Below are 25,806 nucleotides of genomic sequence, written 5' to 3'. Positions count from 1 at the left end.
TGTGTAACAGATTATTAGATTAGTCACATACGACGATTCGCTCGTTGGATACACCTTTGCACCCCGTTTCCTGCTTAACCGCGCACGGAGAATCTCTATGACTAAATATCTGATCAAAAAGACCTTGGGCTGGTTACTCATGATCTTTTTGGCTACCAACCTCGCCTATCTCTTGGCGGCCAGCTTCCTGGACCCACGGTCCAACTACACCGGTCGCCGCCCACCGCTTTCACCGGAGGAAATCAATAGCCTCCTCGAACCCTATAACCTCAGCCCCGATACTCCGCTGGTACAACGCTGGTGGACCTGGCTGACCAATATCCTCACCAAATGGGACTGGGGCCAATCCCCGGTGGGCGAGGTGGTGAATTCAGAAATTAGCTACCGCATCTGGGTTTCCGCGCAGCTGCTCCTGCTCTCCACCATTTTGTCCATTCTCATCGGCGTGGCCGTGGGCGTTTACACCGCTTCGCGCCAGTACAAGACCGGCGACCGCATCTGGCAGGGCATCTCCATCATCGCGATGAACACCCACGTGGTGGTGGCGTCCATCGCCGTGGTGTGGGGCGCGCTCAAGATCAACGAGCTCAGCGGCAAGAAGATTTTCTATGTCGTCGGCTCCCATTCGCTGGACGTGGAAGGTTTCTTTCCCAAGCTGGTGGACTCCGCACAGCACTTGATCCTTCCCACCATTTCATTGGTCTTCATTAGCTACGCCAGCTACCACATGACCCAGCGCACCTTGCTGCTGGATAACTTGGATGCGGACTATGTGCGCACCGCCCGCGCTAAGGGCTTGACCCGCCAACAGGCGATTCGCAAGCACGCACTGCGCACCTCCATCATCCCGGTGGCAACCTCGGTGGCCTTTTCCATCCCGGGTATCTTCACCGGTGCGGTGATGACCGAGCGCATCTTTGGCTGGAACGGCATGGGCCAGTACTTCATCGAGACCATTAGCAAGAACGACGTCAACGGTGCAGCGGCTGTCGCTGCCTTTGGCGCCGCCATGACGGCCATCTCCGCGGTATTGGCGGACCTGGTTGTCGTCGCGCTTGATCCACGAGTGAGGGTGAGTTAAATGACCCCATCTAAAGACCGCAACTATTTCAAGCAGGAACCGCGCGGGGAGATCACTGCACACAGCGAGGTCACTTCGGGAGACCCCTTCTCCCCCGCCGAGGCCGAGCAGGTAGCCACCCTGGAGCAGATGCCCCGTGGCACTTCGCGCTACAAGCTGTACCTGCGCCGCTTCTTCCGCAATAAGCTCGCCACCTTGGGCCTTATCATCCTGGCTTTCTTGGTCTTTGCGGCGCTTTTTGGCGGATTCTTTGCCAAATGGGACTACACCGAGCCGGACTTCCTTGCGCTATCGGAGCCGCCGAGCCCCGAGCACTGGTTTGGCACCAATGACACCGGCAATGACCTTTATGCCCAGACCATTCACGGTTTAGGCAGGTCCCTGACCATCGCCATCGTGGTATCCCTGGCCACCTTGGTCATCTCCGCGTTCATTGGATCCGCTGCAGCCTTGTGGGGAGGCATTGCCGAAAAGGCGGTGCTGGCGGTCATTCACTTCCTGCTCTCCATCCCTACCTTCCTACTCATCGCATTGGTAGTGGCGGATTCCGGCGGAGATTGGAAGCTGCTTATCGTCGTGCTCATCCTCTTTGGCTGGATGTACCAGGCCCGCGTGATTTGGTCGCTGGCGCTTACGGTGCGCGAGCAAGACTACGTCCGCGCGGCGAGCTACATGGGCGTGTCCAAGCTGCGCACCATCGTGCGCCACGTCATTCCCAATATTGGTTCGCTGCTCATCATCCAGTTCGTCTTCGGCGTGGTGGGCACCGTGGGCTCCGAGACGGCCCTGTCCTTCCTGGGGTTGGGCGTCAAGCTTCCCGACGTCTCCCTCGGCACCCTCCTGCAGGGCGGCACCGCCGCCGTGCAATCCTCCCCGTGGCTGTTCTACTTCCCTGCCGCAACCCTGACCTTGCTCACCGTGTCCATGGCTTTCATTGGCGATGGCCTGCGCGATGCGCTCGACCCCAACTCGAATTCCGGAGGTAAAGCATGACCTCGCCCGTCTTATCCGTCAAAGACCTGCGCGTTAACTTCCCGTCCGAAGCCGGATCCGTCTCCGCGGTCCGTGGCGTAGATTTTGATCTCTACCCTGGCCGCACGCTCGGCATCGTGGGCGAATCCGGTTCCGGTAAGTCCGTGACCTCCATGTCCATCATGGGGCTCCTGCCGGACTACGCGAAGATCACCGGGTCCGTAAAGTTCGACGGCCGCGAGCTGCTCGGTCTCAGCGATAAGCAGATGTCCGAGATTCGAGGCAACGGCATTGGCATGATCTTCCAGGATCCGCTCTCCGCGCTCACCCCGGTCTTCGATATTGGATCGCAGTTGGTGGAAGCAATTCAGGCCCATAGGGACGTCGGCAAGAAGCAGGCCCTCAAAGAGGCCACGGAGTTGCTCGATCTCGTGGGCATCCCCGATCCGCACCTGCGCCTGAAGTCTTTCCCGCACGAGTTCTCGGGCGGCATGCGCCAACGCGTGGTAATTGCCATCGCAATCGCCAATAATCCGCGCGTACTCATCGCCGATGAGCCCACGACCGCGCTGGATGTGACCATTCAGGCGCAGATTCTGGAGGTCATTAAGCTCGCCCAGCGCGAAACCGGCGCCGCCACCATCATGATTACCCATGACATGGGCGTGGTGGCAGAAACGGCCGATGATGTCATGGTCATGTACGCCGGCCGACCCGTGGAGCGCAGCGATGTGGATACCATCTTCTCCCAACCCCGCATGCCCTATACCGTGGGCCTGCTCGGCTCTACGCCCCGCCCGGACGTGTCCGCAGAAGAGCCGCTCACACCCATCGTGGGCAGCCCGCCGGTGCTGGTGGACCTCAAGCAGCGCTGCCAGTTTGCCCCGCGCTGCCCCGTGGCGCAGCCCGCCTGCTCCGACGGCGAGCCGCCGCTTATCCCGCTTGACGACGCCCCCACGCACCAGAGTGCCTGCCTGCGCGCGCCCGAGATCCGCGACCGCAAGATTGGCGGCGAGCTCATGTTCAAGCCCCCGCAGCTCGCGGAGGACGTCATGGCCGGCATCCCCCGCGAGGAGCGCCCCACTACCTTGGAAGTTACGGACCTGCGCAAGGAGTTCCCACTGACCAAGGGCGCGCTGGTCAAGCGCCGCGTAGGCACGGTCAAGGCAGTGGACGGCCTCACCTTTGATATTCGTAAGGGCGAATGCATGGCCATCGTGGGCGAGTCCGGCTGCGGTAAGACCACGACTCTGCTGGAAATCATGGACCTAAAACCCGAAAACGGCGCGGTAGTGCTCAACGGGAAGGACGCGGCCGGGATGAGCAATTCCGAGCGCCGCGAGGCCCGCAAGGACATTCAAATTGTCTTCCAGGACCCGATGAGCTCCCTCAACCCGCGCCTGACCGTGCGCGAGGTCATCGCCGAACCGCTCAACTCCTTGGGCTATGACGGCGACGTGGACGCCCGCGTGAACGAGCTCATGGGCCTTGTCGGTTTGGACTCCTCCCAGCTGGATCGCTTCCCCAGCCACTTTTCTGGCGGTCAACGCCAGCGCATCGGCCTCGCCCGTGCGCTGGCCACCAACCCCTCGGTTTTGGTCTTGGACGAGCCCGTCTCCGCGCTCGACGTCTCCATTCAGGCCGGCGTTATCAACCTCTTGGAGGATCTCAAGCGGAAGCTGGGCCTATCCTACCTTTTCGTCGCCCATGACCTGTCCGTGGTGCGCCACCTTTCAGACCGAGTGGCCGTCATGTACAAGGGTCAGTTTGTGGAGTCCGGGCCGACCGATGACATCTTCGAAAACCCCCAGGCGGACTACACCAAGAAGCTCCTGGATGCCATTCCGATCCCAGATCCGGAAGCTGCCCGCAGGCGGCGCAACCCCGGTCCAGCGAATGCCTCACCAATTTCGCAAAAGTGACCCTACACACACTCAGTCTTATATATAGTTAATCTCACACCTGAAGGACTGCAGCAGCTTACCCCGCTACCGCAACCTTCACCTTCCTCTCACTCAAGGAGAAACCCCACCATGAAAAAGTTCACCCGCTTCCGGATTGCTACCGTAGCTACCCTCTCTGCCGCGGCGATCGCCCTCACCGGCTGCGCCGCCAACTCGGACGGCGACCCCTCCAAGGCAGTCGGCGGCCTCGACATCGAGGTTAATCCGGCTGGCGACTACAACGAAAAGTCCCGCGACGAGCTCAAGGACGACGGCGAGCTCACCCTCGCTCTCGATGAACTCACTGAGCAGCAAAACATGTTCCACGCCAACATGACTACCGATACCCGCAAGGTCTGGGGCTGGTACAACCCACAGCTTGCGCTGTACGACGGCGAGGGAAACTACACCCCAAACCCCGACTACATCGATGATGTCAAGGAAGATAAGAAGGGCGAGAACACCGTCGTCACCTTCAAGGTCAACAAGGATGCCACCTTCAACGATGGCACGCCTATTGACTGGAAAGCTTTTGAAAATACCTGGCGCTTCAACAACGGTAAGGATGAAGACGTCCAGGTAAACGCCACCGATGGCTTCGAGCGCATTACCTCCGTGGAAAAGGGCGCTACCGACAAGGACGTCGTTGTCACCTTCGATGGCCCCTATCCGTGGTGGCAGGGCCTCTTCAACGAGCTTCTCCACCCCGCCATCGATAGCCCAGAAAAATTCGACAAGGCGTATCTGGGCAAGCTGAACCCACAGTACGGCGCCGGCCCATTCAAGGTAGAAAACGTGGACTTCAAGGGCGGCACCCTCACCCTCGTGCCCAACGAGAAGTGGTGGGGCGATAAGCCGAAGCTGAAGAAGGTAAGCTTCCGCGTCATGGAATCCCAGGCCACCATCAACGCCTTCCAAGCCGGCGAAATCGACGCCGCCGGTGTGGCCGATAAGAACAGCCTCACCATTGCCGGCGAGATGGGCGATGCCATCGATGTCCGTGCCGCACTGCGCCCCGCCAACGTCATCTTCACCCTCAATTCCAAGGCACCACAGCTCAAGGATGAGGATGTACGCCACGCCGTCTTCTCCGCCATCAACCGTGATCAGCTGGCCGAAATTCGCTATAACGGCCTGGGCTACGAAGAAGAGATGCCGGGCTCCCTTACCCTCTACTCCACCCAGGAGGGCTACAAGGACAACATCAAGGACGTCATCAAGTTCGATCCCGAGCAGTCCAAGAAGCTGCTCGAGGACGCCGGCTACCAGCAGGGCGACGATGGTATCTATGCGAAGGACGGCGAGAAGCTCTCCCTGCGCTATATCCTCATCGGTGACGATGAAGTGTCGAAGTCCCTTGCCGCAGCGGTGCAAAAGATGCTCAAGGACGTCGGCGTTGACCTCAAGATTGAAGAGCGCCCTTCGTCCGAGTTCTCCAAGGTAACCTCGGAGCGAGATTTCGACCTCTTCCTTTCCGCGTTTACCTCCTCTGACCCGTTTGGCGTCGCATACTTTGGCCAGACCTACGCCAGCGATTCCACGCTGAACATGTCGAGCACCGGCACCAAGGAATTCGATAAGAAGATTGAGGAACTGCAGAACCTGCCCACCAAGGACGAGCAGATTGACCGCGTCAACGAACTCGAGTCGGAGGCCTTTGGTCACTACGGCATTCTCCCCTTTGCCAACGGCCCTCAGATGGTCGGCGTGAAGAAGGGCTTGGCGAACTACGGCGCTAATGGCTTCGCCATCCTGCCTAAGGAAGACATCGGCTGGGAGAAGTAGCAGGCACTAACAGGACCAGTACACACTAAGCTCAAGCCTCCCGCGACATCACCAACAGGCTATGCCGCGGGAGGCTTCCTTCTGCCCGCAAAAGACCACGGAGGCGGAATGAATACTCGCGGTAGCTATGCGCGCAGCACCTGTGGCCAGAGATCAAAAAATCCGCCCCACCCGAAGGTGGAGCGGACTCTTTAAAGCTCTACTGAGCGGTTACGGGGTATCGATTACTCGATAACCTTGGTAACGCGGCCAGCGCCGACGGTGCGGGAGCCCTCGCGGATAGCGAAGCGCAGGCCCTCGTCCATAGCGACCGGCTGGATGAGCTCAACGGACATCTCAACGTTGTCGCCAGGCATAACCATCTCGGTGCCCTCTGGCAGGTTAACAACACCGGTAACGTCAGTGGTACGGAAGTAGAACTGCGGCCGGTAGTTGTTCATGAACGGGGTGTGGCGGCCGCCCTCTTCCTTCTTCAGGACGTAGACGGAACCCTCGAACTTGGTGTGCGGGGTGTAAGCGCCCGGCTTGATAACAACCTGGCCACGCTCAACGTCCTCACGCTTGGTACCACGCAGAAGCAGACCACAGTTGTCGCCAGCCTCGGTGTAGTCCATCATCTTGCGGAACATCTCGATACCGGTAACGGTGGTGGTCTGGGACTTCTCCTGGATACCGATGATCTCAACGTCCTCGTTGACTTCCAGACGGCCACGCTCAACACGGCCGGTAACAACGGTACCGCGGCCGGTAATGGTGAAGATGTCCTCGATAGGCATCAGGAACGGCTGGTCGGTAGCGCGCTGCGGATCCGGAATAGCGTTGTCGCAAGCTTCCATCAGGTCAACGACGGACTGTACCCACTTGTCGTCGCCCTCGAGAGCCTTCAGAGCGGAGATGTGAACGATAGGAGCTTCCTCATCGTAATCCTGCTCTGCGAGCAGCTCACGGATCTCCATCTCAACGAGCTCGATGATTTCCTCATCATCAACCATGTCGCACTTGTTCAGTGCAACGAGGATGTAAGGAACGCCAACCTGGCGAGCAAGCAGAACGTGCTCGCGGGTCTGCGGCATCGGGCCATCGGTTGCAGCAACAACCAGGATAGCGCCGTCCATCTGAGCAGCGCCGGTAATCATGTTCTTGATGTAGTCGGCGTGGCCCGGAGCGTCAACGTGTGCGTAGTGGCGCTTCGGGGTGGAGTACTCAACGTGGGAGATGTTGATGGTAATACCGCGCTCCTTCTCCTCAGGAGCCTTGTCGATCATGTCGAACGCGAATGCCTCGTTCTCCTCAGGGTACTGGTCAGCCAGAACCTTGGTGATCGCTGCGGTGGTGGTGGTCTTGCCGTGGTCGACGTGTCCGATGGTGCCGATGTTCACATGCGGCTTCGTACGCTCGAACTTCTCCTTTGCCACTGTATGTCCTCCTGGACTATATGGTGGCTACGACCTTCGCAGCCACGTGGTTGACAGTTGTCATTGGCACCCGACCCACAGTATGTGGGGCAAAGCGCTAATGACGCTTTCTTTACGTGCCAGTTACACGATCCTAGATTTATGTCGCGGTTTTTTCAAACCGCCGTTATAGGAGGTAACCCCGCGAAAAATCGCGGCCATTTCCCTCGACAAGAATCTTTTAAAAAGGATCCTGGGAGGGTAACGGCCGGCTCAATTCACAACTTAGAGGCCTAAGCTGCAAACTCAGCCCGCCGCTACCCTGGCCCAGTTGTCCCGCCCCGCGGCGGGTCTGGCATCTACTGGCGAAGAGTACCAGCCCGACTAAACCGCGGAGGAGACGGGGGCTAGCGCTTAGTTAGCGCCGCCGGTGCGCTCCTCGATGATCTCCTGTGCCACGGAGGAAGGAACCTCTGCGTAGGAATCGAAGACCATGGTGAAGTTTGCGCGGCCTGCGGTGGAAGAACGCAGGTCACCGATGTAGCCGAACATCTCGGACAGCGGCACCTTAGCCTTAACAACCTTCGCACCGGAGCGGTCTTCCATAGCGAAGACCTGGCCACGGCGGGAGGAGATGTCACCGTTAACGGTACCCATGTACTCCTCAGGGGTAACAACCTCAACGGCCATCATCGGCTCGAGCAGAACCGGCTTAGCCTTGGCCATTGCTTCCTTGAAGACCTGGGAGCCAGCCAGCTTGAAGGCCATCTCGGAGGAGTCAACGTCGTGGTAAGCGCCGTCTTCCAGGGTGGCCTTGATGTTGACCATCGGGAAGCCTGCGAGGTAGCCGTACTGCATAGCGTCCTGGATACCAGCGTCAACGGAAGGAATGTATTCCTTCGGAACGCGGCCACCGGTAACGGCATTGTCGAACTTGTAGGTTGCGGACTCGCCCTCTTCCAGGGTCTCTGGGTCCGGGTTGTACGGCTCGATGGTGCAGATAACCTTTGCGAACTGGCCGGAACCACCGGTCTGCTTCTTGTGGGTGTATTCCATGGACTCAACCTTCTTGCGGATGGTCTCACGGTATGCAACCTGCGGGTTACCGATGTTTGCCTCGACCTTGAACTCGCGCTTCATGCGGTCAACCAGAACGTCGAGGTGGAGCTCGCCCATGCCGCCGATAACGGTCTGGCCGGTCTCTTCATCCAGCTCAACGGTGAAGGTTGGGTCCTCAGCAGCAAGCTTCTGAATTGCGTTACCCAGCTTCTCCTGGTCGGCCTTGGTCTTCGGCTCGATGGAAACCTTGATAACCGGATCCGGGAAGTCCATGGACTCGAGGATGATCTGGTCATCCTTGTCACACAGGGTGTCACCGGTGGTGGTCTCCTTCAGGCCAACAACTGCGTAGATGTTGCCGGCGTCTGCCTGCTCAACAGGGTTCTCCTTGTTGGCGTGCATCTGGAAGAGCTTACCGATGCGCTCCTTCTTGCCCTTGGTGGAGTTCATAACCTCGGTACCCGGGGTGACCTGGCCGGAGTACACGCGGATGAAGTTCAGCTGGCCGAAGAACGGGTGAGCTGCAATCTTGAAGGACAGTGCGGAGAAGGAAGACTCCACGGAAGGCTTACGGGTGAGCTGGTTGTCCTCGTTGCCGACCTCGTGGCCGATAACTTCGCCGACGTCCAGCGGGTTAGGCAGGAAGTCAACAACTGCGTCCAGCAGCGGCTGGACACCCTTGTTGCGGTAAGCGGTACCGCAGTAAACCGGGTAAACCTCGGAGTTAATGGTCAGCTTACGGATGCCAGTCTTGAGCTCGTCAATGGTCAGCTCCTCGCCGCCGAAGTACTTCTCCATGAGCTCTTCGTCGGACTCAGCAACGGTCTCAACCAGCTTCTCGCGGTACTCTGCAGCCTTGTCCTTGAGGTCCTCAGGGATCTCTTCGTAAGTAGGCTCAGCACCGGTCTCGACCTTGCCGCGCCACGTGATTGCCTGCATGTTCAGCAGGTCAACGACGCCGTCGAAGTCATCCTCAGCGCCGATAGGCAGCTGCATAACCAACGGCTTAGCGCCCAGGCGGTCAACGATGGTGGAAACGGTGTAGTAGAAGTCTGCGCCCAGCTTGTCCATCTTGTTGACGAAGCAGATACGCGGAACGTCGTACTTAGCAGCCTGACGCCACACCTGCTCGGACTGCGGCTCAACGCCTTCCTTACCGTCGAAGACTGCGACGGCGCCATCGAGAACACGGAGGGAACGCTCAACCTCAACGGTGAAGTCAACGTGACCCGGGGTGTCGATGATGTTGATCTGGTTGTTGTTCCAGAAGCAGGTCACGGCAGCGGAGGTAATGGTGATGCCGCGTTCCTTCTCCTGTGCCATCCAGTCAGTGGTGGAAGCACCGTCGTGGGTCTCGCCCACCTTACGGTTGATACCGGTGTAGAAGAGAATACGCTCGGTGGTGGTCGTCTTACCAGCATCGATGTGGGCCATGATGCCGATGTTGCGGACCTTGTTCAGGTCCTTAAGCACTTCTTGTGCCACGTTTATACCCCAACTTAATAGTCGTCGACGCCGTGACCAGGTTTCTGGCTATGACGCCTGCATGGATAAGGTCATGTATATTTTTGCCACTATTTGGCCGTCCTCGGGGCAGCCTGCCCCTAGACTTCCATCGCTTCAGTGTACTGGACACTCCACGATGCCGCTGGACTGGGCAGGTATACCGCCCAGAGATCACACCCATTAGGGCAAAAAATGACCCAAGCAAGAGATATGTAGTTTTGTGTTGCCGCGGTAGGAAAACTGCCGACAGCCAGCGCGAAACTTGCTTCTCGTTGCTTGGGCCATTGATGTGGGTGCTGAAATTACCAGCGGTAGTGGGCGAAAGCGCGGTTGGCCTCTGCCATCTTGTGAGTATCCTCACGACGCTTAACGGAAGCGCCGAGGCCGTTGGAGGCATCCAGGATCTCGTTTGCGAGACGCTCGATCATGGAGTTCTCGCGACGCTGGCGGGTGAAGGTCACCATCCAGCGCAGTGCCAGGGTGTTAGCGCGGTCAGGGCGAACCTCAACCGGCACCTGGTAGGTAGCGCCACCGACACGGCGGGAGCGAACCTCGAGGTCTGGGCGGATGTTGCCCAGTGCCTTCTCCAGGGTGCCAACCGGATCGGTACCGGTCTTCTCACGGCAAGCCTCGAGAGCGCCGTAGACGATGCGCTCTGCGGTGGACTTCTTGCCGTCCTGGAGGATCTTGTTGACGAGCATGGTTACCTGCTCGGAGTTGTATACCGGGTCCTTGACTACAGGACGCTTCGGAGCAGCATTCTTACGCATTGTTTATTACTGTCCCTTCTTTGCGCCGTAACGGGAACGTGCCTGCTTACGGTCCTTGACACCCTGGGTATCCAGAGCGCCGCGGATGATCTTGTAACGAACACCAGGAAGGTCCTTCACACGGCCGCCGCGAACGAGGACCATGGAGTGCTCCTGCAGGTTGTGGCCCTCACCCGGAATGTAGGCGGAAACCTCAATACCGGTGGTCAGGCGAACACGAGCAACCTTACGCAGTGCGGAGTTCGGCTTCTTAGGAGTGGTGGTGTACACGCGGGTGCACACACCGCGACGCTGCGGGGAACCCTTCAGCGCAGCGGTGGAAACCTCTTTACGCTTATCGTGGCGGCCCTTGCGGACCAGCTGCTGAATAGTTGGCATTTAACAGTCTTTCTGTCGAATCGCACCGAGACCAAAAGAAAGGAACCAAACATGCAAAAATGGGCGCTCTTTCCCGGGGCGCTGCCGCATGTCCAGAACTCTTTCCAAGGCCGGTGCCTTGTTAAGGATCAGACTCTTCACCGCGCGCCATTATGACGCGCATAGTGAACTGAGGTTTAGAGTAGCAAACCGACCGCGCTTTATACAAAACGCGGTCGGCGGCTTCCTCCTGCTAGGACCATTCCCAGACCAGGTCCGCCTCGGCGGCCTTGGTGGCAAAGTAGTCCTTTTCCTGTTCCTCCCACGTTTCAAACCACGGCTCGTAGCCAGGCTCGCGGGCAATGGCGCGTTCGCGGCGTTGGTCACGGGGGCCGTCGATAAGCACGCTCACTACCGCGCCCCTCTCCTTGGCCGCGGCAATATTGGCGTCGGTTACCGAGCCCACTCCCTCGACGATGAGATCATCGCGCACATCCAAGCTGGCCCAGTCCCCTGGGGCGCCTGCTTCCCAATCCCAGCGCCAGTAGCCGGGGTTCATGGTGCGCAATACCTGCTCGGCCACCATGTCCGAGCCCTTATCCAGGCCGTGCCAGCCAGGGTAAAACTCATCGAGATGCACCACCCGCCAATTGGTACACTCGGCCAGCGCGGCGGAGGTCCAGGTTTTGCCGGCGCCCGAGGGGCCGTCGATAAGCACGGTCACCGGCTTGAAGGCGCGCTTTCTGGCTGCGGCCAGCTTGACGATGTCCTCTAAAAGGCGGTCTTGTTGGCTATCAAAGTCCATGGTCGCTCAATCACTGCTTTCGCGGTTTATAGGCCGAAGAATCTCCAGGCCCCAGTGAGTACCGAAACTACCACCGGTACGAAAGCAAGGACGGCGCCGCAGGCCATAATCCACCCATCGCGTGCCCGCAGCCGCGACTCACGCGCCCACGAGCGCTTCCCACCGCCAGGCGGGGTACGGCCGAAACCGCGCGCCTCCATGGCGGTGGCCAGTTTGCCACCGCGGCGCAGCGCAATCACCAAAAGCCCAAACGACATGGTCAGCACATGCTGCAGCTTGCCGACGTCCGTCAGCCCCCTCGCCCTACGCGCCATCCCCAACGACTGCCAATCAGACTGGAAAAGCGTCATCATACGCACGCCCGCGACCGCACCAATAACAAAGCGCGAGGGCAGCTTGAGGATCTGCGAGAGCGCATCGCCCAATTCCGTTGGGTCAATATCGCGGGCTAGGACCACCATGGGTAGCGCCACGGCAAAGACGCGCAGCGTAATGGCGATAGCGAGGGTTAGCGAGTTCTGTGTGACCGCAATGAGCCACCAACTGAAATACTCCTTGCCACCTGGCTCGCCGTATAACAGCATGGAAACGCCCGAAATCGGCGCGATGAGAAACAGGAACCAACCGGCCTTAAATAGCCGCACCCACGACACTCCGCAAAGCGGGGCGAAGGTCAGCGTCAACGCCAGCGACACCGCAGCCGAAACCCAGTCAATGGAGGCCAATAGTGGGGTAACCCAGATAAACATCAAAAAGATGCGACTAAGCGGGTTAGCCCCGCGCAAAAGATTAGGCACCGTGAACCTCCACTCGGTGATCCCCCAAGGCCTGGATAAATAGCGGGTCATGGGTAATAGAGGCGATGGTGGTGCCATCATCTGCCAATTGCCACAACAAGCGCACCAGCTCCACAAAGGTCTGGGGGTCTTGCCCAAAAGTGGGCTCATCCAAAAGCAGCACCGACGGCGCGGTCACCAAGGCAGTGGCCACCGACAGGCGCCGTTTCTCGCCGCCTGAAAGCGTAAACGGGTTGGCTTCCAAGAGATGCTCCAGCCGCAGTGATTCCACAAGCTGCGCGATCCTCTCCTCCGGCGGGTCCACGCGCATTACCTTGGGCGCAACCCGCAACTCCTCGGCTACCGTGCGGGCGACGAATTGGTGCTCCGGATTCTGGAAGACGAAGCCAATGCGGTCCGCCAGCTCCCGCGATTTCCAGCGCAGCGGCGGCCCCTTGACTCCTCGGCGTACGAAATCAGCCACCCCAATCTCACCAGATTCAGCCGGCAGCAACCCGGCCATGGTCATCAACCAGGTGGACTTACCCGCGCCATTCGGCCCGGTAATGACCGTGGATGCTCCCGCCGGCAGCGCAATCGTGCGCGGCGGACCATAGCGCGTGACGAGGCCATTACTCCACAGCGCAGCCTCGCGCCCTGCCAACTCGACCTCGCCCATACGGCGCGCCTGCGGCAATCCTGCAACCTGGCGGCGCTGGGCCACCTCCGTGATACGACCATCGGAGACTATGCGCCCGCGGTCCAGCTCCACTGCGCGGTCGAGCACGCCGTCCCACGCCGCATGCTGGTGTTCTACCACCACAAGCGTCGCGCCGGTTTCTTCCACCAGCCTAGACACGGCGCGCACCACATCGCGTGCGCCCGCGGGGTCAAGGTTGGCCGTGGGTTCGTCGAGAAGCACTACGCCCACCCCCATAGCGATGACGCCAGCGAGTGCCAAGCGCTGCTTCTGCCCACCGGAGAGCCGCTCGGTGGGAAAATCCAGCGGTACAAAAGGCCCCACCAACTCCTTGGCAGCCGCTACTCGACGCCAAATTTCCTCACGCGGGTAAGCCAGGTTCTCGCAGCCAAAAGCAATGTCATCTCCCACACGCGCGGAGATCACCTGCGAGTCTGGGTCCTGGAGCACCAGCCCTACCGGGATGGAGCGCCCCGGTTCCTCCACCATGCCGGTGGAGTCTTCAAGAAGAATCTCGCCCGTGCGAGTTCCCTCCTCGTCGGAGCCGAGCACTCCAGCCATCGCAGCCAGCAAAGTAGACTTACCCGATCCCGAGTCACCGCACAGCAGCACCCGCTCACCTGGCTCAATGACCAAGTCAATATCGGCCAAGGCCGGCTGCTTTCGCCCTGCATGGGTCCACCCAAAGCCTCGGGCGGTTATCTTGGTGGCGTTTCCCGCCAGCGTCGAAAAATCAGACACCGAAACAACTCGCCCTAAGCGCGTTGCTCACGGCCCGCGGCAAAGCGGTCCAAAGCACCGGTCTTTGCCAATGCCTTGACCACAAAGTAGCCCAACGCACCGGCCAAAATAGCACCGGAAACGCTCAGCGTAGCAAGGTAAATAACTTTGAATTCAAAGCTACGCGCCAGGTTGCCGGAGAGAAATAGCTCCAAAACAAAAGCACCCCAACCGGCAGCCATGCCGGCCAAGATAGACACGCCCAGACCAAACTTACGGTAGAGGAAAATGGCCAGGACGATCTCCACACCAATGCCCTGCGCGAGGCCGGAGTACAAGGTGCTAATGCCCCACTGGGAGCCCAGCACCGCCGATACGGTGGCGGCCAATACCTCAACATAGATGGCGGCACCTGGCTTCCGAATAATCAGGCCACCAAGCACGCCACCGATAAGCCAAATACCTGTAGCGATACCCCCCAGACCCGGTGTCACGGCATCCATGGCCTCAAACCAGGCATAGCCCACCGCATTCCACCCTAGGAACACAAAGCCACAGGCCACACCCAACACGGATGCCACCACAATATCGACCACGCGCCAATTCAGGCTGCGCTTCGGGGCAGCGGACACACGTGTATTAGTAGTCATAATTTCCTCCCTCTCGCCGGCATTATCCGGATCAGGTTCAACGGTTCGCCACAACATCTGTGGCATCTCAGCCCGACGCAGCTGCTCAACAGAGCAGCGCGCAAGCACCCGTGAAGTGTGCAGTTTTCAATGACTTAGGCCGCACTCCTTTAAAGTGGCTGGCCAAAAGCTGCATTCATACTAGCAAAGCAGTTTAGCGGTGCGCCCTAGACATCCAAACAGCCCCGCCTTCCTACCGTTCAGGAAGGCGGGGCTGTTAATTTCCCGCGTTAACGCAAATTGAACTGCACGTTAGAAGGTGAAGTCCTCATCCAGCGGCACGGAAGCGCCGGTGAATTCACCGAAGCCGTCATCGCCGTAGATGGAATCGCCATAAGTCGGGATCGAGTATGCAGCGTTGCGCGCAGCCTCGGTCGGCTTAACGGAGATGTTGCGGTAGCGGGAGATACCGGTACCGGCCGGGATGAGCTTACCGATGATGACGTTCTCCTTGAGGCCAATGAGCTTATCGGAGCGCTTATTAATAGCGGCGTCGGTAAGCACGCGAGTGGTCTCCTGGAACGATGCAGCGGACAGCCAGGACTCGGTAGCCAAGGAAGCCTTGGTAATACCCATGATCTCCGAACGCAGCTGAGCTGGCTCGCCGCCCTCTGCAACCTGGGCAGCGTTGAGCTGCTTGGCCTCAGAGAGGTCGATGAGGTTACCCGGCAGCAAGTCCGTGGTACCCGCATCGATGACGGTGCCGCGGCGCAGCATCTGGCGGATGATGATCTCGATGTGCTTATCGTGGATAGCCACACCCTGGGTACGGTACACAGCCTGAACCTCGTTGATGAGGTGCTGCTCCACGCCACGGCGGCCGAGGACCTCGAGCACGTCGTGTGGGTCAGCCGCACCACGCATCAGGCGGTCACCAGTCTCAACGTGGTCGCCGTCCTTGAGGGAACGCTCGATCATGGCATCCGGGTTGGACTCCATCGGGCGACGAACCTGAGCCAAGCCCTGACGCTTGGAGAGCTTCTCATAGACCACGTCATCAGAGCCGTCATCCGGGGTGATGGTCAGGGTCCAGAAGTTGCCCTCATCGGACAGGGAAACAGTGCCGTCAACGGAGGCGATAGGAGCGCGGTTCTTCGGGTTACGGGCCTCGAAGAGCTCCTGAACACGCGGCAGACCGCCGGTAATATCGCCACCGACACCACCTTGGTGGAACGTACGCATGGTCAACTGGGTACCCGGCTCACCAATGGACTGTGCAGCCACGATGCCAACGGCCTCGCCGATATCGACGAGCTGGCCGGAAGCCATGGACTTGCCGTAGCACTTGGCACACACGCCGGCCGGGGTCTGGCAGGTCAGCACGGAGCGAACCTTGACCTCGGTGACCTTAGCGTCAAGCAGCTTCTGGGTGAGCTCCTCGGTGAGGTCGGAGCCGGCCTCGGCCACAACCTCGCCGTTGGCGTCCTTGACGTCGGTTGCGATAACGCGGCCGGATGCGGAGGTCTCCCACAGCTCGGAGAGAACAACCTTGTCGCCGGACTCCTCGCCGATTGGGACACGGACGCCCTGGCGGGTGCCACAGTCCTCTTCGCGGACGATGACGTCCTGGGCCACGTCCACCAGACGACGGGTGAGGTAGCCGGAGTCAGCGGTACGCAGTGCGGTATCAGCCAGGCCCTTACGGGAACCGTGGGAGTTGTTGAAGTACTCCAGCACGGACAGGCCTTCGCGGAAGGAGGTCTTAATCGGACGGGTGATGTAATCACCGTGCGAGTTCACAACCATGCCCTTCATACCGGCCAGCGTCCAGATCTGACGCATGTTACCGGCAGCACCAGACTTCACAATCATCGGAATCGGGTTGTGGTCCGGGTACATGTTCTCGACGGCCTCACCGACGGTGTCGGTAGCGTCCTTCCACAGCTCAACCAGGCGGTCGTAGCGCTCGCGCTCGGTCAGGGCGCCCTGCTCCCAGTACTTGCGCTCGATGCGCTCTGCTTCCTTCTCATAAGACTCGAGGATCTCGGTCTTATTCGGCAGAACCAGAACGTCAGACATGGTGATGGTCACGCCGGAACGGGTTGCCCAGTAGAAGCCGGCATCCTTCATGTTGTCCAGCACCTGAGCAACAGTGATCATCGGGTACTTATTGGCCAAGTCATTGACCACGTCACCGATGAGAACCTTGTTGCCGGAGCCGCCGCCCTTACGGACCATGATGCCCTCGAGGTACGGGTAGTTCCATGGCAGTAGCTCGTTGAACATGACGCGGCCAATGGTGGTGTAGCCCATCCATGCCTGGCCCTTGGACCAGCCATCTGGGAACTGCTCCTCCTCGATCTCCTTCGGCGGGCGAAGGTGATCGATGCGGACCTTGATCGGAGCCTGCAGACCAACGGTGCCGCGGTCATAGGCCATGAGGGCCTCAGCGTAGGAGGAGAAGACGCCGGTAGCCGGCTTGTCCTCTTCTGCCTCGCGGAAGCGGCCGTTGCCGCCGATCTCGTCCTCGGACTTGTCCATGGTCAGGTAGTACAGGCCGGTAACCATGTCCAGACGTGGCATTGCCAGCGGCTTACCGGATGCCGGGGACAGAATGTTGTTGGACGCCAGCATCAGGACGCGAGCCTCAGCCTGAGCCTCAGCGGACAGTGGCAGGTGAACTGCCATCTGGTCACCGTCAAAGTCGGCGTTGAACGCCTCACAAGCCAGCGGGTGCAGCTGAATAGCCTTACCCTCAACCAGCTTCGGCTCGAAGGCCTGAATACCCAGGCGGTGCAGCGTAGGTGCACGGTTAAGCATCACTGGGTGCTCAGAAATGGCCTGCTCCAGAACGTCCCACACCTCAGGGCGCTGGCGCTCAACCATGCGCTTGGCGGACTTGATGTTCTGGGCGTAGTCATTTTCTACCAGGCGCTTCATGACGAACGGCTTGAACAGCTCGAGCGCCATGAGCTTCGGCAGACCACACTCGTGCAGCTTCAGCTGCGGACCAACGATAATAACGGAACGGCCGGAGTAGTCCACGCGCTTACCCAGCAGGTTCTGGCGGAAGCGGCCCTGCTTGCCCTTGAGCAAGTCAGACAGGGACTTCAGCGGACGGTTGCCCGGACCGGTAACCGGACGGCCGCGGCGGCCGTTATCGAAGAGCGCGTCCACAGACTCCTGCAGCATGCGCTTCTCGTTGTTCACGATGATCTCTGGAGCACCCAGGTCGATCATGCGCTTCAAACGGTTATTGCGGTTGATGACGCGACGGTAGAGGTCGTTCAGGTCGGAGGTAGCAAAGCGGCCACCGTCCAGCTGCACCATCGGGCGCAGCTCTGGCGGGATAACCGGGATGGCGTCCAGCACCATGCCGGCCGGATCGTTGCCGGAGCGCAGGAAGGCAGCAACGACCTTCAGGCGCTTCAGGGCACGCATCTTCTTCTGGCCCTTGCCGTTGTTGATGATCTCGCGCAGTTCCTCGGCCTCAGCCTCGAGGTCGAAGTTGCGGACCAGGGTCTGGATGGCTTCTGCACCCATGCCGCCGGTGAAGTAATCCTCGTAGCGGTCAACCAGCTCTTCGTAGATGGTCTCATCGATGATCATCTGCTTCGGAGCCAACTTGATGAAGGTGTTCCAGATTTCATCCAGGCGGGCGATCTCGCGCTCGCCGCGCTCGCGGATGTGCTGCATCTCCTTATCGGCAGCGTTCTGTACCTTCTTGCGGGCATCTGCCTTGGCACCGGCTGCTTCCAGCTCAGCCAGGTCAGACTCCAGCTTGGAGGCGCGCTCTGCGATCTCGGACTCGGTATCGTCCTCAACGTCCTTCTTCTCTAGGAGCATCTCTGCTTCCAGGGTGGACTGGTCGTTATGGCGAGCCTCTTCATCCACGGAGGTGATGATGTTGGCCGCGAAGTAGATGATGCGCTCGAGATCCTTCGGAGCCAGGTCCAGCAGGTAGCCCAAGCGGGATGGAACGCCCTTGAAGTACCAGATGTGGGTTACTGGAGCGGCCAGCTCGATGTGGCCCATGCGTTCACGGCGAACCTTGGACTTGGTCACCTCAACGCCACAGCGCTCACAGATGATGCCCTTGTAACGGACGCGCTTGTACTTGCCACAAGCGCACTCCCAGTCACGGGTGGGGCCGAAGATGCGCTCGCAGAAGAGGCCGTCCTTCTCCGGCTTCAGGGTGCGGTAGTTAATGGTCTCAGGCTTTTTGACCTCGCCCTTGGACCAGCGACGAATATCGTCTGCGGTGGCCAGACCGATGCGGAGCTCGTCGAAGAGATTTACGTCAAACACGTAATGTCTCCCTTTCATCCTCGTTGTCGAGGAATTGATGGCTTTTTATGAATGAAACGTTTATGCCCAGCCGCGGGAACTTCCCCGCGGTGGACCAAGAAACTAACTAGGCGATGTCAGCAGAGGAACCCTCATCGCGGGACAGGTTAATGCCAAGCGATGGGCTATCCATGTCATCGTCATCAGAGCCAGACAGCTCCATCGGCGTGCCGTCGGTGGAGAGAACCTCCACGTTCAGGCACAGGGACTGCAGCTCCTTGAGCAACACCTTGAAGGACTCAGGGATGCCCGGATCTGGAATATTGTCGCCCTTAACAATGGCCTCGTAGACCTTCACACGGCCGACGACGTCATCGGATTTGATGGTCAGCAGCTCCTGCAGGGTGTAGGCAGCGCCGTAAGCCTGCATTGCCCACACCTCCATCTCGCCGAAGCGCTGGCCACCGAACTGAGCCTTACCACCCAGCGGCTGCTGGGTAATCATGGAGTAAGGACCGGTGGAACGGGCGTGAATCTTCTCATCGACCAGGTGGTGCAGCTTGAGCATGTACATGTAGCCGACAGAGATCGGGTACTTGTATGGCTCGCCCGAGCGGCCGTCGAAAAGCGTGGCCTTGCCATGCTCATCCACCAGCACATCGCCATCGCGGTTAGGACGGGAAGAAGCCAGAAGGCGCTCGATCTCGTGGTTGGTAGCACCATCGAAGACCGGGGTGGCGGTCAAGGAATCTGCAGGAACGTCATAAAGCTCTTCCGGCAGGGTCTTGAGCAGCTCGGCGTTCTTCGGATCCTCGGTGTCAACCTTCCAGCCGGCGTGTGCCAGCCAGCCCAAGTGAACCTCGAGGACCTGGCCAATGTTCATACGACGCGGCACACCGTGGGTATTAAGCAGGATGTCCACCGGAGTGCCGTCTTCCATGAATGGCATATCCTCTGGCGGCAGGATCTTGCCCACAACACCCTTGTTGCCGTGGCGGCCGGCCATCTTATCGCCGTCCTGGATCTTGCGCTTCTGGGCAACGTAGACACGAATCATCTCGTTGACGCCAGGGGCCAGATCGTCATCATCGTCGCGGGAGAAGCGAGCAACGCCAATGACCTTGCCTACCTCACCGTGCGGCACCTTCATGGAGGTATCGCGGACCTCGCGGGCCTTCTCGCCGAAGATGGCGCGCAGCAGGCGCTCCTCCGGGGTCAGCTCGGTCTCACCCTTCGGGGTGACCTTACCCACCAGGATGTCACCGGCGCGGACGTCGGCACCGATGCGGATGATGCCGCGCTCGTCCAAGTCGCTCAGGACGTCCTCGGAGACGTTCGGGATCTCGCGGGTGATTTCCTCGGCGCCCAGCTTGGTATCGCGAGCATCGATCTCGTGCTCCTCGATGTGGACGGAGGTCAGGATGTCCTCCTCCACGATGCGCTGGTTGAGGATGATGGCGTCCTCGTAATTGTGGCCTTCCCACGGCATGAAGGCAACCAGCAGGTTGCGGCCGAGGGACATCTCACCATTGTGGGTACCCGGGCCATCGGCCAGAACCTGGCCGGCCTCCACGCGCTCGCCCATGGAAACCAGCGGGGTCTGGTTGTAGTTGGTGCCCTGGTTGGTGCGCTCGAACTTACGCAGGATGTAGGTATCGCGCTGGCCCTCATCATCCATGATGGTGATGACATCAGCGGTGACGTTTTCGACCACACCGGCCTTCGGGGTGATGACAACGTCGCCAGCGTCGTACGCAGCGCGCTGCTCCATGCCGGTACCAACCAGCGGGGCCTCGGAGCGCACCAGCGGCACTGCCTGCTTCTGCATGTTCGCACCCATCAGGGCACGGTTAGCATCGTCGTGCTCCAAGAACGGAATCATGGCGGTACCCACGGAAACCATCTGGCGCGGGGAGACGTCAACGTAGTCCACACCGGCGGCGTCGGTAAGCCCGATGTCGCCGTCCTTCAGGCGGACCTCAATACGCTCGCCGGTGAGGTTGCCCTCTGCGTCCTGCTCGACCTCGGCCTGAGCAATAGCGAAGCGGTCCTCTTCATCGGCGGTGAGGTACTCCACCTGGTCGGTGATCTTGCCGTCCACAACCTTGCGGTACGGGGTCTCAATGAAGCCGAAAGCATTCACGCGGGCGTAGGATGCCAGCGCACCAATCAGGCCAATGTTCGGGCCCTCAGGGGTCTCAATCGGGCACATACGGCCGTAGTGAGAAGCGTGAACGTCTCGCACCTCAATGCCGGCGCGCTCACGAGACAGGCCGCCTGGGCCCAGCGCGGACAGGCGGCGCTTGTGGGTCAGGCCGGACAGCGAGTTGTTGTGGTCCATGAACTGGGACAGCTGCGAGGTACCGAAGAACTCGCGGATAGCAGCAGAGACCGGGCGCACGTTAATCAGGGAGGTCGGAGTGATGGACTCCGCATCCTGGGTGGTCATGCGCTCGCGCACAACGCGCTCCATGCGGGACAGGCCGACGCGGACCTGGTTCTGGATGAGCTCACCCACGGTGCGCAGGCGACGGTTACCAAAGTGGTCGATGTCGTCCGTGTGCAGGGCGATCATCTCACCGTTCGGTGCCTTCATCTCGCGCTCGCCTACGTGCAGGCGGACCAGGTACTCGAGGGTGACGGCAATGTCTTCCTCGGTCAGGGTCATCAGACCATCGTGGTCGCCGCCGAGCCCCAGCTTGCGGTTGACCTTGTAGCGGCCGACCTTAGCCAGGTCGTAACGCTTTGCACGGAAGAAGGAGTTATCCAGCAAGGACTGAGCCAGCTCGCGGGTGGGCTGCTCACCTGGGCGCTGCTTGCGGTAAATCTCCAGCAGTGCCTCATCGGTGTTTGCTACACCGTCAGACTCCAGGGTGGACATCATGAGCTCGGAGAAGCCGAAGCGATCCTTGATCTGCTCCTCGCTCCAGCCCAGTGCCTTAAGCAGCACGGTTACCGGCTGGCGGCGCTTGCGGTCAATGCGCACGCCGACGGTGTCGCGCTTGTCGACGTCAAACTCCAACCATGCACCGCGGGAAGGAATAACCTTCACGGAGTGCAGCGGGCGCTCGGTAGACTTATCGATCGAGCGATCGAAGTACACGCCCGGGGAGCGCACCAGCTGAGAGACGACGACGCGCTCGGTACCGTTCACGATGAACGTGCCCATATCCGTCATGATCGGGAAATCGCCGATGAAGACGGTCTGCGACTTAATCTCTTGGGTGTCGTTATTAATAAACTCTGCGGTCACGTACAGCGGCGCGGAGTAGTTGATGTCCTTTTCCTTACACTCATCCACGGTGTTCTTCACCGGTTCAAAGCGCGGCTCCGACAAGGACAGGGACATATTGCCCGAGTAGTCCTCAATCGGCGAGAGCTCTTCGAGGATGTCCTCGAGGCCGCTCGTCACGCGGGCGTCGTCGCCGCGCTCAGCCTGCTCGCGCTCGCGCCACTCCGGCGCGCCAACGAGCCAATCAAAGGAATCAAGTTGTACGTCAAGGAGACCCGGCAGGGCGATAGGCTCGCTGATTTTTGCAAACGAGTATCGCTTCGGGGCTCCGGGGATATTGGCCACTGACTTGGTCTGGCGGGAGACTGCCAAGATGGGTCCTTCCAGCACCTCACGCGGATTGCCTGCTCGCCCTGGCCGACGAGCCGCAAAACCGCTGGTAATTCTAGCATTCGGTCTGCTGTGGAGTGTCTGGGTTCAGAATGCACAAAATCACCTTGTCAAGTCGGTTTTGCCATCACCGGCCTGAAAGGCTAAATGTGCACCGAAGATCCAGATTCCAGCGCAACGAAACAGCTTATAGGAAAAGACCTGCCATGTAAAGACACACCACTCTTGGGGCGTGTCGCTACCGCGCTAGGGGGGCAAGCTCGTGCTCGCCGCGGCGCTAACGCGTCCACGCCGCGCGACTGTGCGCGACAACCACCGAGCACCCTACCACTAAAATCTCAATACGCCGCAACCCCGGCGGCGATTTTGTTTTCCAGCGGCGCTTTTACCGGCTCGCCGGCACCGCGCTTCCACCGATGCGCCCACGGTTATGCCGCGAGCGGGCATGCTTATTCTTGCCGCCAAATAGGCCCAATGCGCCAATAATTCCGAGCAGGGCTAAAAGTGCACCGAGGCCGATGGCACCCCACCGCACGATCTCCGCCACGCGGTCGCGCGGGAAATCTGCCGCCTCTTTGAGCAGCTCCTGCTGGTCCTCTTCAGAGGTAGAGCCATTAAAGACGAAGGCGCGCTCGCGGCCCACGCCCTCGCGGTCCGCGTAGTAATCATCGATATCCATATCCATGCCCACCACGAGGCCGGTTTGTTGGTCCACGTAGAAGTCGCGGCTGCCGGAGTGGGTTAGGTAGCCCTGCTCCTCGCCGCCGTCTTCCTTGGGCAGGCTGGTGGTATTGCCATCGGCCGCAAATAGTTGCGCCACGTTAGTCGGCTCAATTTCTTGGTGGTAGCGGTAGACCGTGCGGCCGTCCATCGTGGTTTCTTCTTCAAAGACTGCATCGACGGCCTTGCGCAGCGTCGGGTCAAAGACCGGGTAGTTGGTCTTCTCTGCGCCTGCTGGGAACTTGAGCCAGTAGCCATCCACCGTGACTTTATCCGAAGGCGTAGCAAGCGTATGGCTAAGCGACGCCTCCCCCGCCGCCTCGCCGCTCAGGCGGTCCACGGGATAGGTCCACACTTGGGCCTGACTCAGGTCATTAAGGCCCTCCCCTTCGCCGCGCATGCGGGTCTCACCGATGCGCACGGTGGCTTTCTCATCGTCCGAGGGCTCTTGGATATCCATGTTGATTTGGTAGGTCATGGGGCCCGAATACGGCGCGGTGCCGTCCTTGGACAGCTGCTGCGAATCCGCGGAATCATCGTGCAGTGTCCACGTACTGTTTTTCAGGTTCAGCGGCAGCCGCGGGGAGTAATCCAAAAACGCCGGCGCCACAATTCCGGCGGCGATGAGCGCGACGCCGAGGCCTAGGAGCAGGACGGAAATAATGCGGGACTTGGGCAGCATGGGGGCTAATTCTACAACCCGTGGCGGCGATTCCCTGTTTCTACAGGCCGCCCCGCCACGCCGGATTGGTTTTAGGCCGTCTGCGTATTCCAAGCGATGATGCTGCTGGTATCCGTGGTCTGCCGCGCGCACCAGAGATCAAACTCTTCTTGCAGCCCCAGCCAAAACTCCGCCGAATTGCCAAAATAGGCGGAAAGACGGAGCGCCATTTCCGCACTAATCCCAATGCGCCCACGCACCAGCTTGGAAATTTGGGACTTGGAGCTAAAAATATCCTTGGCTAAGCGGTATTGAGTAAGTCCGAGCGGCTCCAGAAACTCCTCGCGCAGGACCTCCCCAGGGTGTGGAACGGGGACGATATCCGAGGCTTCCTCTCCCTCATTTGTGATAATCGATGAAGTCAACGTCCACAGCTCCTTTCCCTGTCCATCGAAAAACTACTCTCCACTGCGCATTAACACGGATGGAATAAAATCCGTCCCACTGCCCTTTCAACCTCTCTAAGTGATTCGCTGGTGGAATCCTCAAATCAGCAAGAGAGGCTGCTCGGTCAATCATGATGAGTTTGCGACGCAGTATCCTTCGCAGTTCAGGGGGCACGTACTTTGGCGCCTTACCATCTGTGTGAAAGCGCTCTAAGCTACCCCTCCTGAACTCCACAATGCCATAGTGTCACACTTTGACACTACTGGCCATTGCTGTACTACCCGCATAGCGCCCGCGAGCATAAAACGAGGAAACCCCCAGCTCCCACCGCGCGCGGCGGTAAGAGTGGGGGTTTGAAAGCGTAAAGCTCAGTGAAATTACTTGAGCTCGACGGAAGCGCCAGCCTCTTCCAGCTTGGTCTTAACAGTCTCAGCGTCGTCCTTGGAAGCGCCCTCGAGGATAGCCTTAGGAGCACCCTCGACCATTTCCTTAGCTTCCTTCAGGCCCAGGCCGGAGACGATCTCGCGGACAGCCTTAATAACGCCAATCTTCTTAGCGCCAGCGTCGGTCAGAACGACGTCGAACTCGGTCTTCTCCTCAGCGGCACCAGCGCCGCCCTCAGCCGGAGCGCCAGCTGCAACAGCAGCAACCGGAGCAGCAGCCTCAACGTCGAATACCTCTTCAAATTCCTTAACGAACTCGGACAGTTCGATGAGGGTCATTTCCTTGAAAGCTTCAATGAGCTCGTCCTTGGTGAGCTTAGCCATGATGGCAAGTCCTTTCTGTGTTGTGTGTGCGCTGCGCGTGATTTATGCCGCGCACACGGTGTTGTAATTGTGCGTCTTTTGTGACGACTTAAGCTTCTGCTTCCTTCTTGTCCTGCAGGGCTGCGACGGTGCGTACAGCCTTGGTTGCAGGAGCGTTGAAGAGAGCGGCTGCCTTCGCCATAGAACCCTTCATAGCGCCAGCCAGCTTTGCGAGAGTGGTCTCGCGGTTATCCAGCTTGGCGATGGCCTCAACCTGGTCGGCAGACAGTGCGTTGCCGTCCATGTAGCCACCCTTGATGATGAGTGCCTTGTTGTCATCAGCGAACTTGGTGATGACCTTCGCAGCATCCACTGCCTCGCCCTTGATGAACGCAATTGCGGTCGGGCCAGTCAGCAAATCATCAAGACCTTCGATGCCAGCTTCCTTGGCAGCGATCTTGAAAAGGGTGTTCTTGGCGACGGAGTATTCAACGTCAAAGCCCAGATCGTTACGCAGCTCCTGCAGCTGGGATACGGTCAGGCCGCGGTACTCGGTCAATACAACAGAGTTAGCACCAGCCAGCTTCTCCTTCAGCTCTGCCAGGTCTGCAGTGTTCTTTGGGTTTGCCATTGTCTCTCGCCTCCTTCCAAAACATCTCTTTTATTATTCCGCCGGGGCCTTCCTCGCTTCGGTTGCCCGAAACAACAAAAGCCCCGTGCAAGAGCACAGGGCGCGCGACATAAGAGAATGCCGCGAATAATCGCAAAGTGTCTCCTGCGTGGGCCGCCTCCTAGGATGGAGAACCTTCGATCCAAATGGATGACC

The 25,806-nt window shown here is 59.5% G+C and carries 19 protein-coding genes and 1 riboswitch; of the genes, 4 read left to right on the top strand and 15 right to left on the bottom strand.

The features are described 5' to 3' along the window. The first annotated feature begins 97 nt into the window (after positions 1–97). The 4 genes from QP884_RS04500 (at position 98) to QP884_RS04485 (ending at position 5,781) form a co-directional block, all read left to right on the top strand. Positions 98–1,081, top strand: a complete 984-nt coding sequence (locus QP884_RS04500; protein ID WP_023020541.1) for an ABC transporter permease — start codon at positions 98–100, stop codon at positions 1,079–1,081. Continuing rightward, positions 1,082–2,074: an ABC transporter permease gene (locus QP884_RS04495; RefSeq protein WP_005327988.1), complete on the top strand. Its 993-nt coding sequence runs from the start codon at positions 1,082–1,084 to the stop codon at positions 2,072–2,074. Then, entirely contained in the window at positions 2,071–3,975 is a 1,905-nt protein-coding gene (locus QP884_RS04490; RefSeq protein WP_284820955.1) for an ABC transporter ATP-binding protein, read from the top strand. Before QP884_RS04495 ends, QP884_RS04490 begins: the two co-directional genes overlap by 4 nt. 111 nt (positions 3,976–4,086) lie before the next feature. Next, positions 4,087–5,781 carry an ABC transporter family substrate-binding protein gene (locus QP884_RS04485; RefSeq protein ID WP_284820954.1) on the top strand — a complete coding sequence of 565 codons (1,695 nt, stop codon included), beginning with the start codon at positions 4,087–4,089 and terminating at the stop codon, positions 5,779–5,781. A 224-nt stretch (positions 5,782–6,005) separates the two neighbouring features. Here QP884_RS04485 and tuf read toward each other — a convergent pair whose 3' ends face one another. The 15 genes from tuf to rplJ all read right to left on the bottom strand — a co-directional run bounded on the left by tuf (position 6,006) and on the right by rplJ (position 25,611). Beyond that, the gene (gene tuf, locus QP884_RS04480) at positions 6,006–7,196 is read right to left on the bottom strand and encodes an elongation factor Tu (RefSeq protein ID WP_284820952.1); all 1,191 of its coding nucleotides are present in this window, start codon (positions 7,194–7,196) and stop codon (positions 6,006–6,008) included. Between the two features lie 393 nt (positions 7,197–7,589). Beyond that, the gene (fusA, locus tag QP884_RS04475; RefSeq protein ID WP_284820950.1) at positions 7,590–9,719 is read right to left on the bottom strand and encodes an elongation factor G; all 2,130 of its coding nucleotides are present in this window, start codon (positions 9,717–9,719) and stop codon (positions 7,590–7,592) included. Positions 9,720–10,042: 323 nt separating this feature from the next. Further along, entirely contained in the window at positions 10,043–10,510 is a 468-nt protein-coding gene (gene rpsG, locus QP884_RS04470) for a 30S ribosomal protein S7 (protein WP_005322865.1), read from the bottom strand. 6 nt (positions 10,511–10,516) lie between these two features. Beyond that, on the bottom strand, positions 10,517–10,888 hold the full coding sequence (gene rpsL, locus QP884_RS04465) for a 30S ribosomal protein S12 (RefSeq protein ID WP_005322866.1): 372 nt from the start codon (positions 10,886–10,888) through the stop codon (positions 10,517–10,519). Between the two features lie 232 nt (positions 10,889–11,120). Further along, positions 11,121–11,672, bottom strand: coding sequence for a hypothetical protein (locus QP884_RS04460; protein WP_284820948.1), 552 nt, complete (start codon positions 11,670–11,672; stop codon positions 11,121–11,123). A gap of 26 nt (positions 11,673–11,698) precedes the next feature. Then, a complete protein-coding gene (locus QP884_RS04455) occupies positions 11,699–12,469 on the bottom strand; it encodes an energy-coupling factor transporter transmembrane component T family protein (RefSeq protein ID WP_284820946.1) in 771 nt (256 codons plus the stop codon). After that, positions 12,462–13,889 carry an ABC transporter ATP-binding protein gene (locus tag QP884_RS04450; RefSeq protein WP_284820945.1) on the bottom strand — a complete coding sequence of 476 codons (1,428 nt, stop codon included), beginning with the start codon at positions 13,887–13,889 and terminating at the stop codon, positions 12,462–12,464. The genes QP884_RS04455 and QP884_RS04450 overlap by 8 nt, the downstream gene beginning before the upstream one ends. A 14-nt stretch (positions 13,890–13,903) precedes the next feature. Continuing rightward, positions 13,904–14,518, bottom strand: a complete 615-nt coding sequence (locus tag QP884_RS04445; RefSeq protein ID WP_284820943.1) for an ECF transporter S component — start codon at positions 14,516–14,518, stop codon at positions 13,904–13,906. Further along, positions 14,508–14,640, bottom strand: a riboswitch (TPP riboswitch). It overlaps the preceding gene by 11 nt. 169 nt (positions 14,641–14,809) lie before the next feature. Then, positions 14,810–18,805 (bottom strand): DNA-directed RNA polymerase subunit beta', encoded by a 3,996-nt coding sequence (locus QP884_RS04440; protein ID WP_284820942.1) that lies wholly within the window; start codon positions 18,803–18,805, stop codon positions 14,810–14,812. Between the two features lie 106 nt (positions 18,806–18,911). Continuing rightward, positions 18,912–22,406 (bottom strand): DNA-directed RNA polymerase subunit beta, encoded by a 3,495-nt coding sequence (locus tag QP884_RS04435; RefSeq protein ID WP_005322877.1) that lies wholly within the window; start codon positions 22,404–22,406, stop codon positions 18,912–18,914. Between the two features lie 385 nt (positions 22,407–22,791). Continuing rightward, complete coding sequence (locus QP884_RS04430; protein WP_284820939.1) at positions 22,792–23,808, bottom strand: DUF3068 domain-containing protein; 1,017 nt, start codon at positions 23,806–23,808, stop codon at positions 22,792–22,794. 71 nt (positions 23,809–23,879) lie between these two features. Further along, positions 23,880–24,212, bottom strand: a complete 333-nt coding sequence (locus tag QP884_RS04425; protein ID WP_250409854.1) for a HigA family addiction module antitoxin — start codon at positions 24,210–24,212, stop codon at positions 23,880–23,882. Next, positions 24,187–24,408, bottom strand: a complete 222-nt coding sequence (locus tag QP884_RS04420; RefSeq protein WP_232619486.1) for a type II toxin-antitoxin system RelE/ParE family toxin — start codon at positions 24,406–24,408, stop codon at positions 24,187–24,189. The genes QP884_RS04425 and QP884_RS04420 overlap by 26 nt, the downstream gene beginning before the upstream one ends. 203 nt (positions 24,409–24,611) lie before the next feature. After that, positions 24,612–25,001, bottom strand: a complete 390-nt coding sequence (gene rplL / locus QP884_RS04415) for a 50S ribosomal protein L7/L12 (RefSeq protein WP_284820937.1) — start codon at positions 24,999–25,001, stop codon at positions 24,612–24,614. Positions 25,002–25,089: 88 nt separating this feature from the next. After that, complete coding sequence (rplJ, locus tag QP884_RS04410; protein ID WP_005322886.1) at positions 25,090–25,611, bottom strand: 50S ribosomal protein L10; 522 nt, start codon at positions 25,609–25,611, stop codon at positions 25,090–25,092. Positions 25,612–25,806 lie beyond the last annotated feature (195 nt).

This window comes from Corynebacterium tuberculostearicum, assembly GCF_030229345.1.
Taxonomy (GTDB): Bacteria; Actinomycetota; Actinomycetes; order Mycobacteriales; family Mycobacteriaceae; genus Corynebacterium; species Corynebacterium tuberculostearicum_G.
Note: the sequence above shows the minus strand (reverse complement) of the source record. Positions and strands in the feature narration are given on the sequence as shown.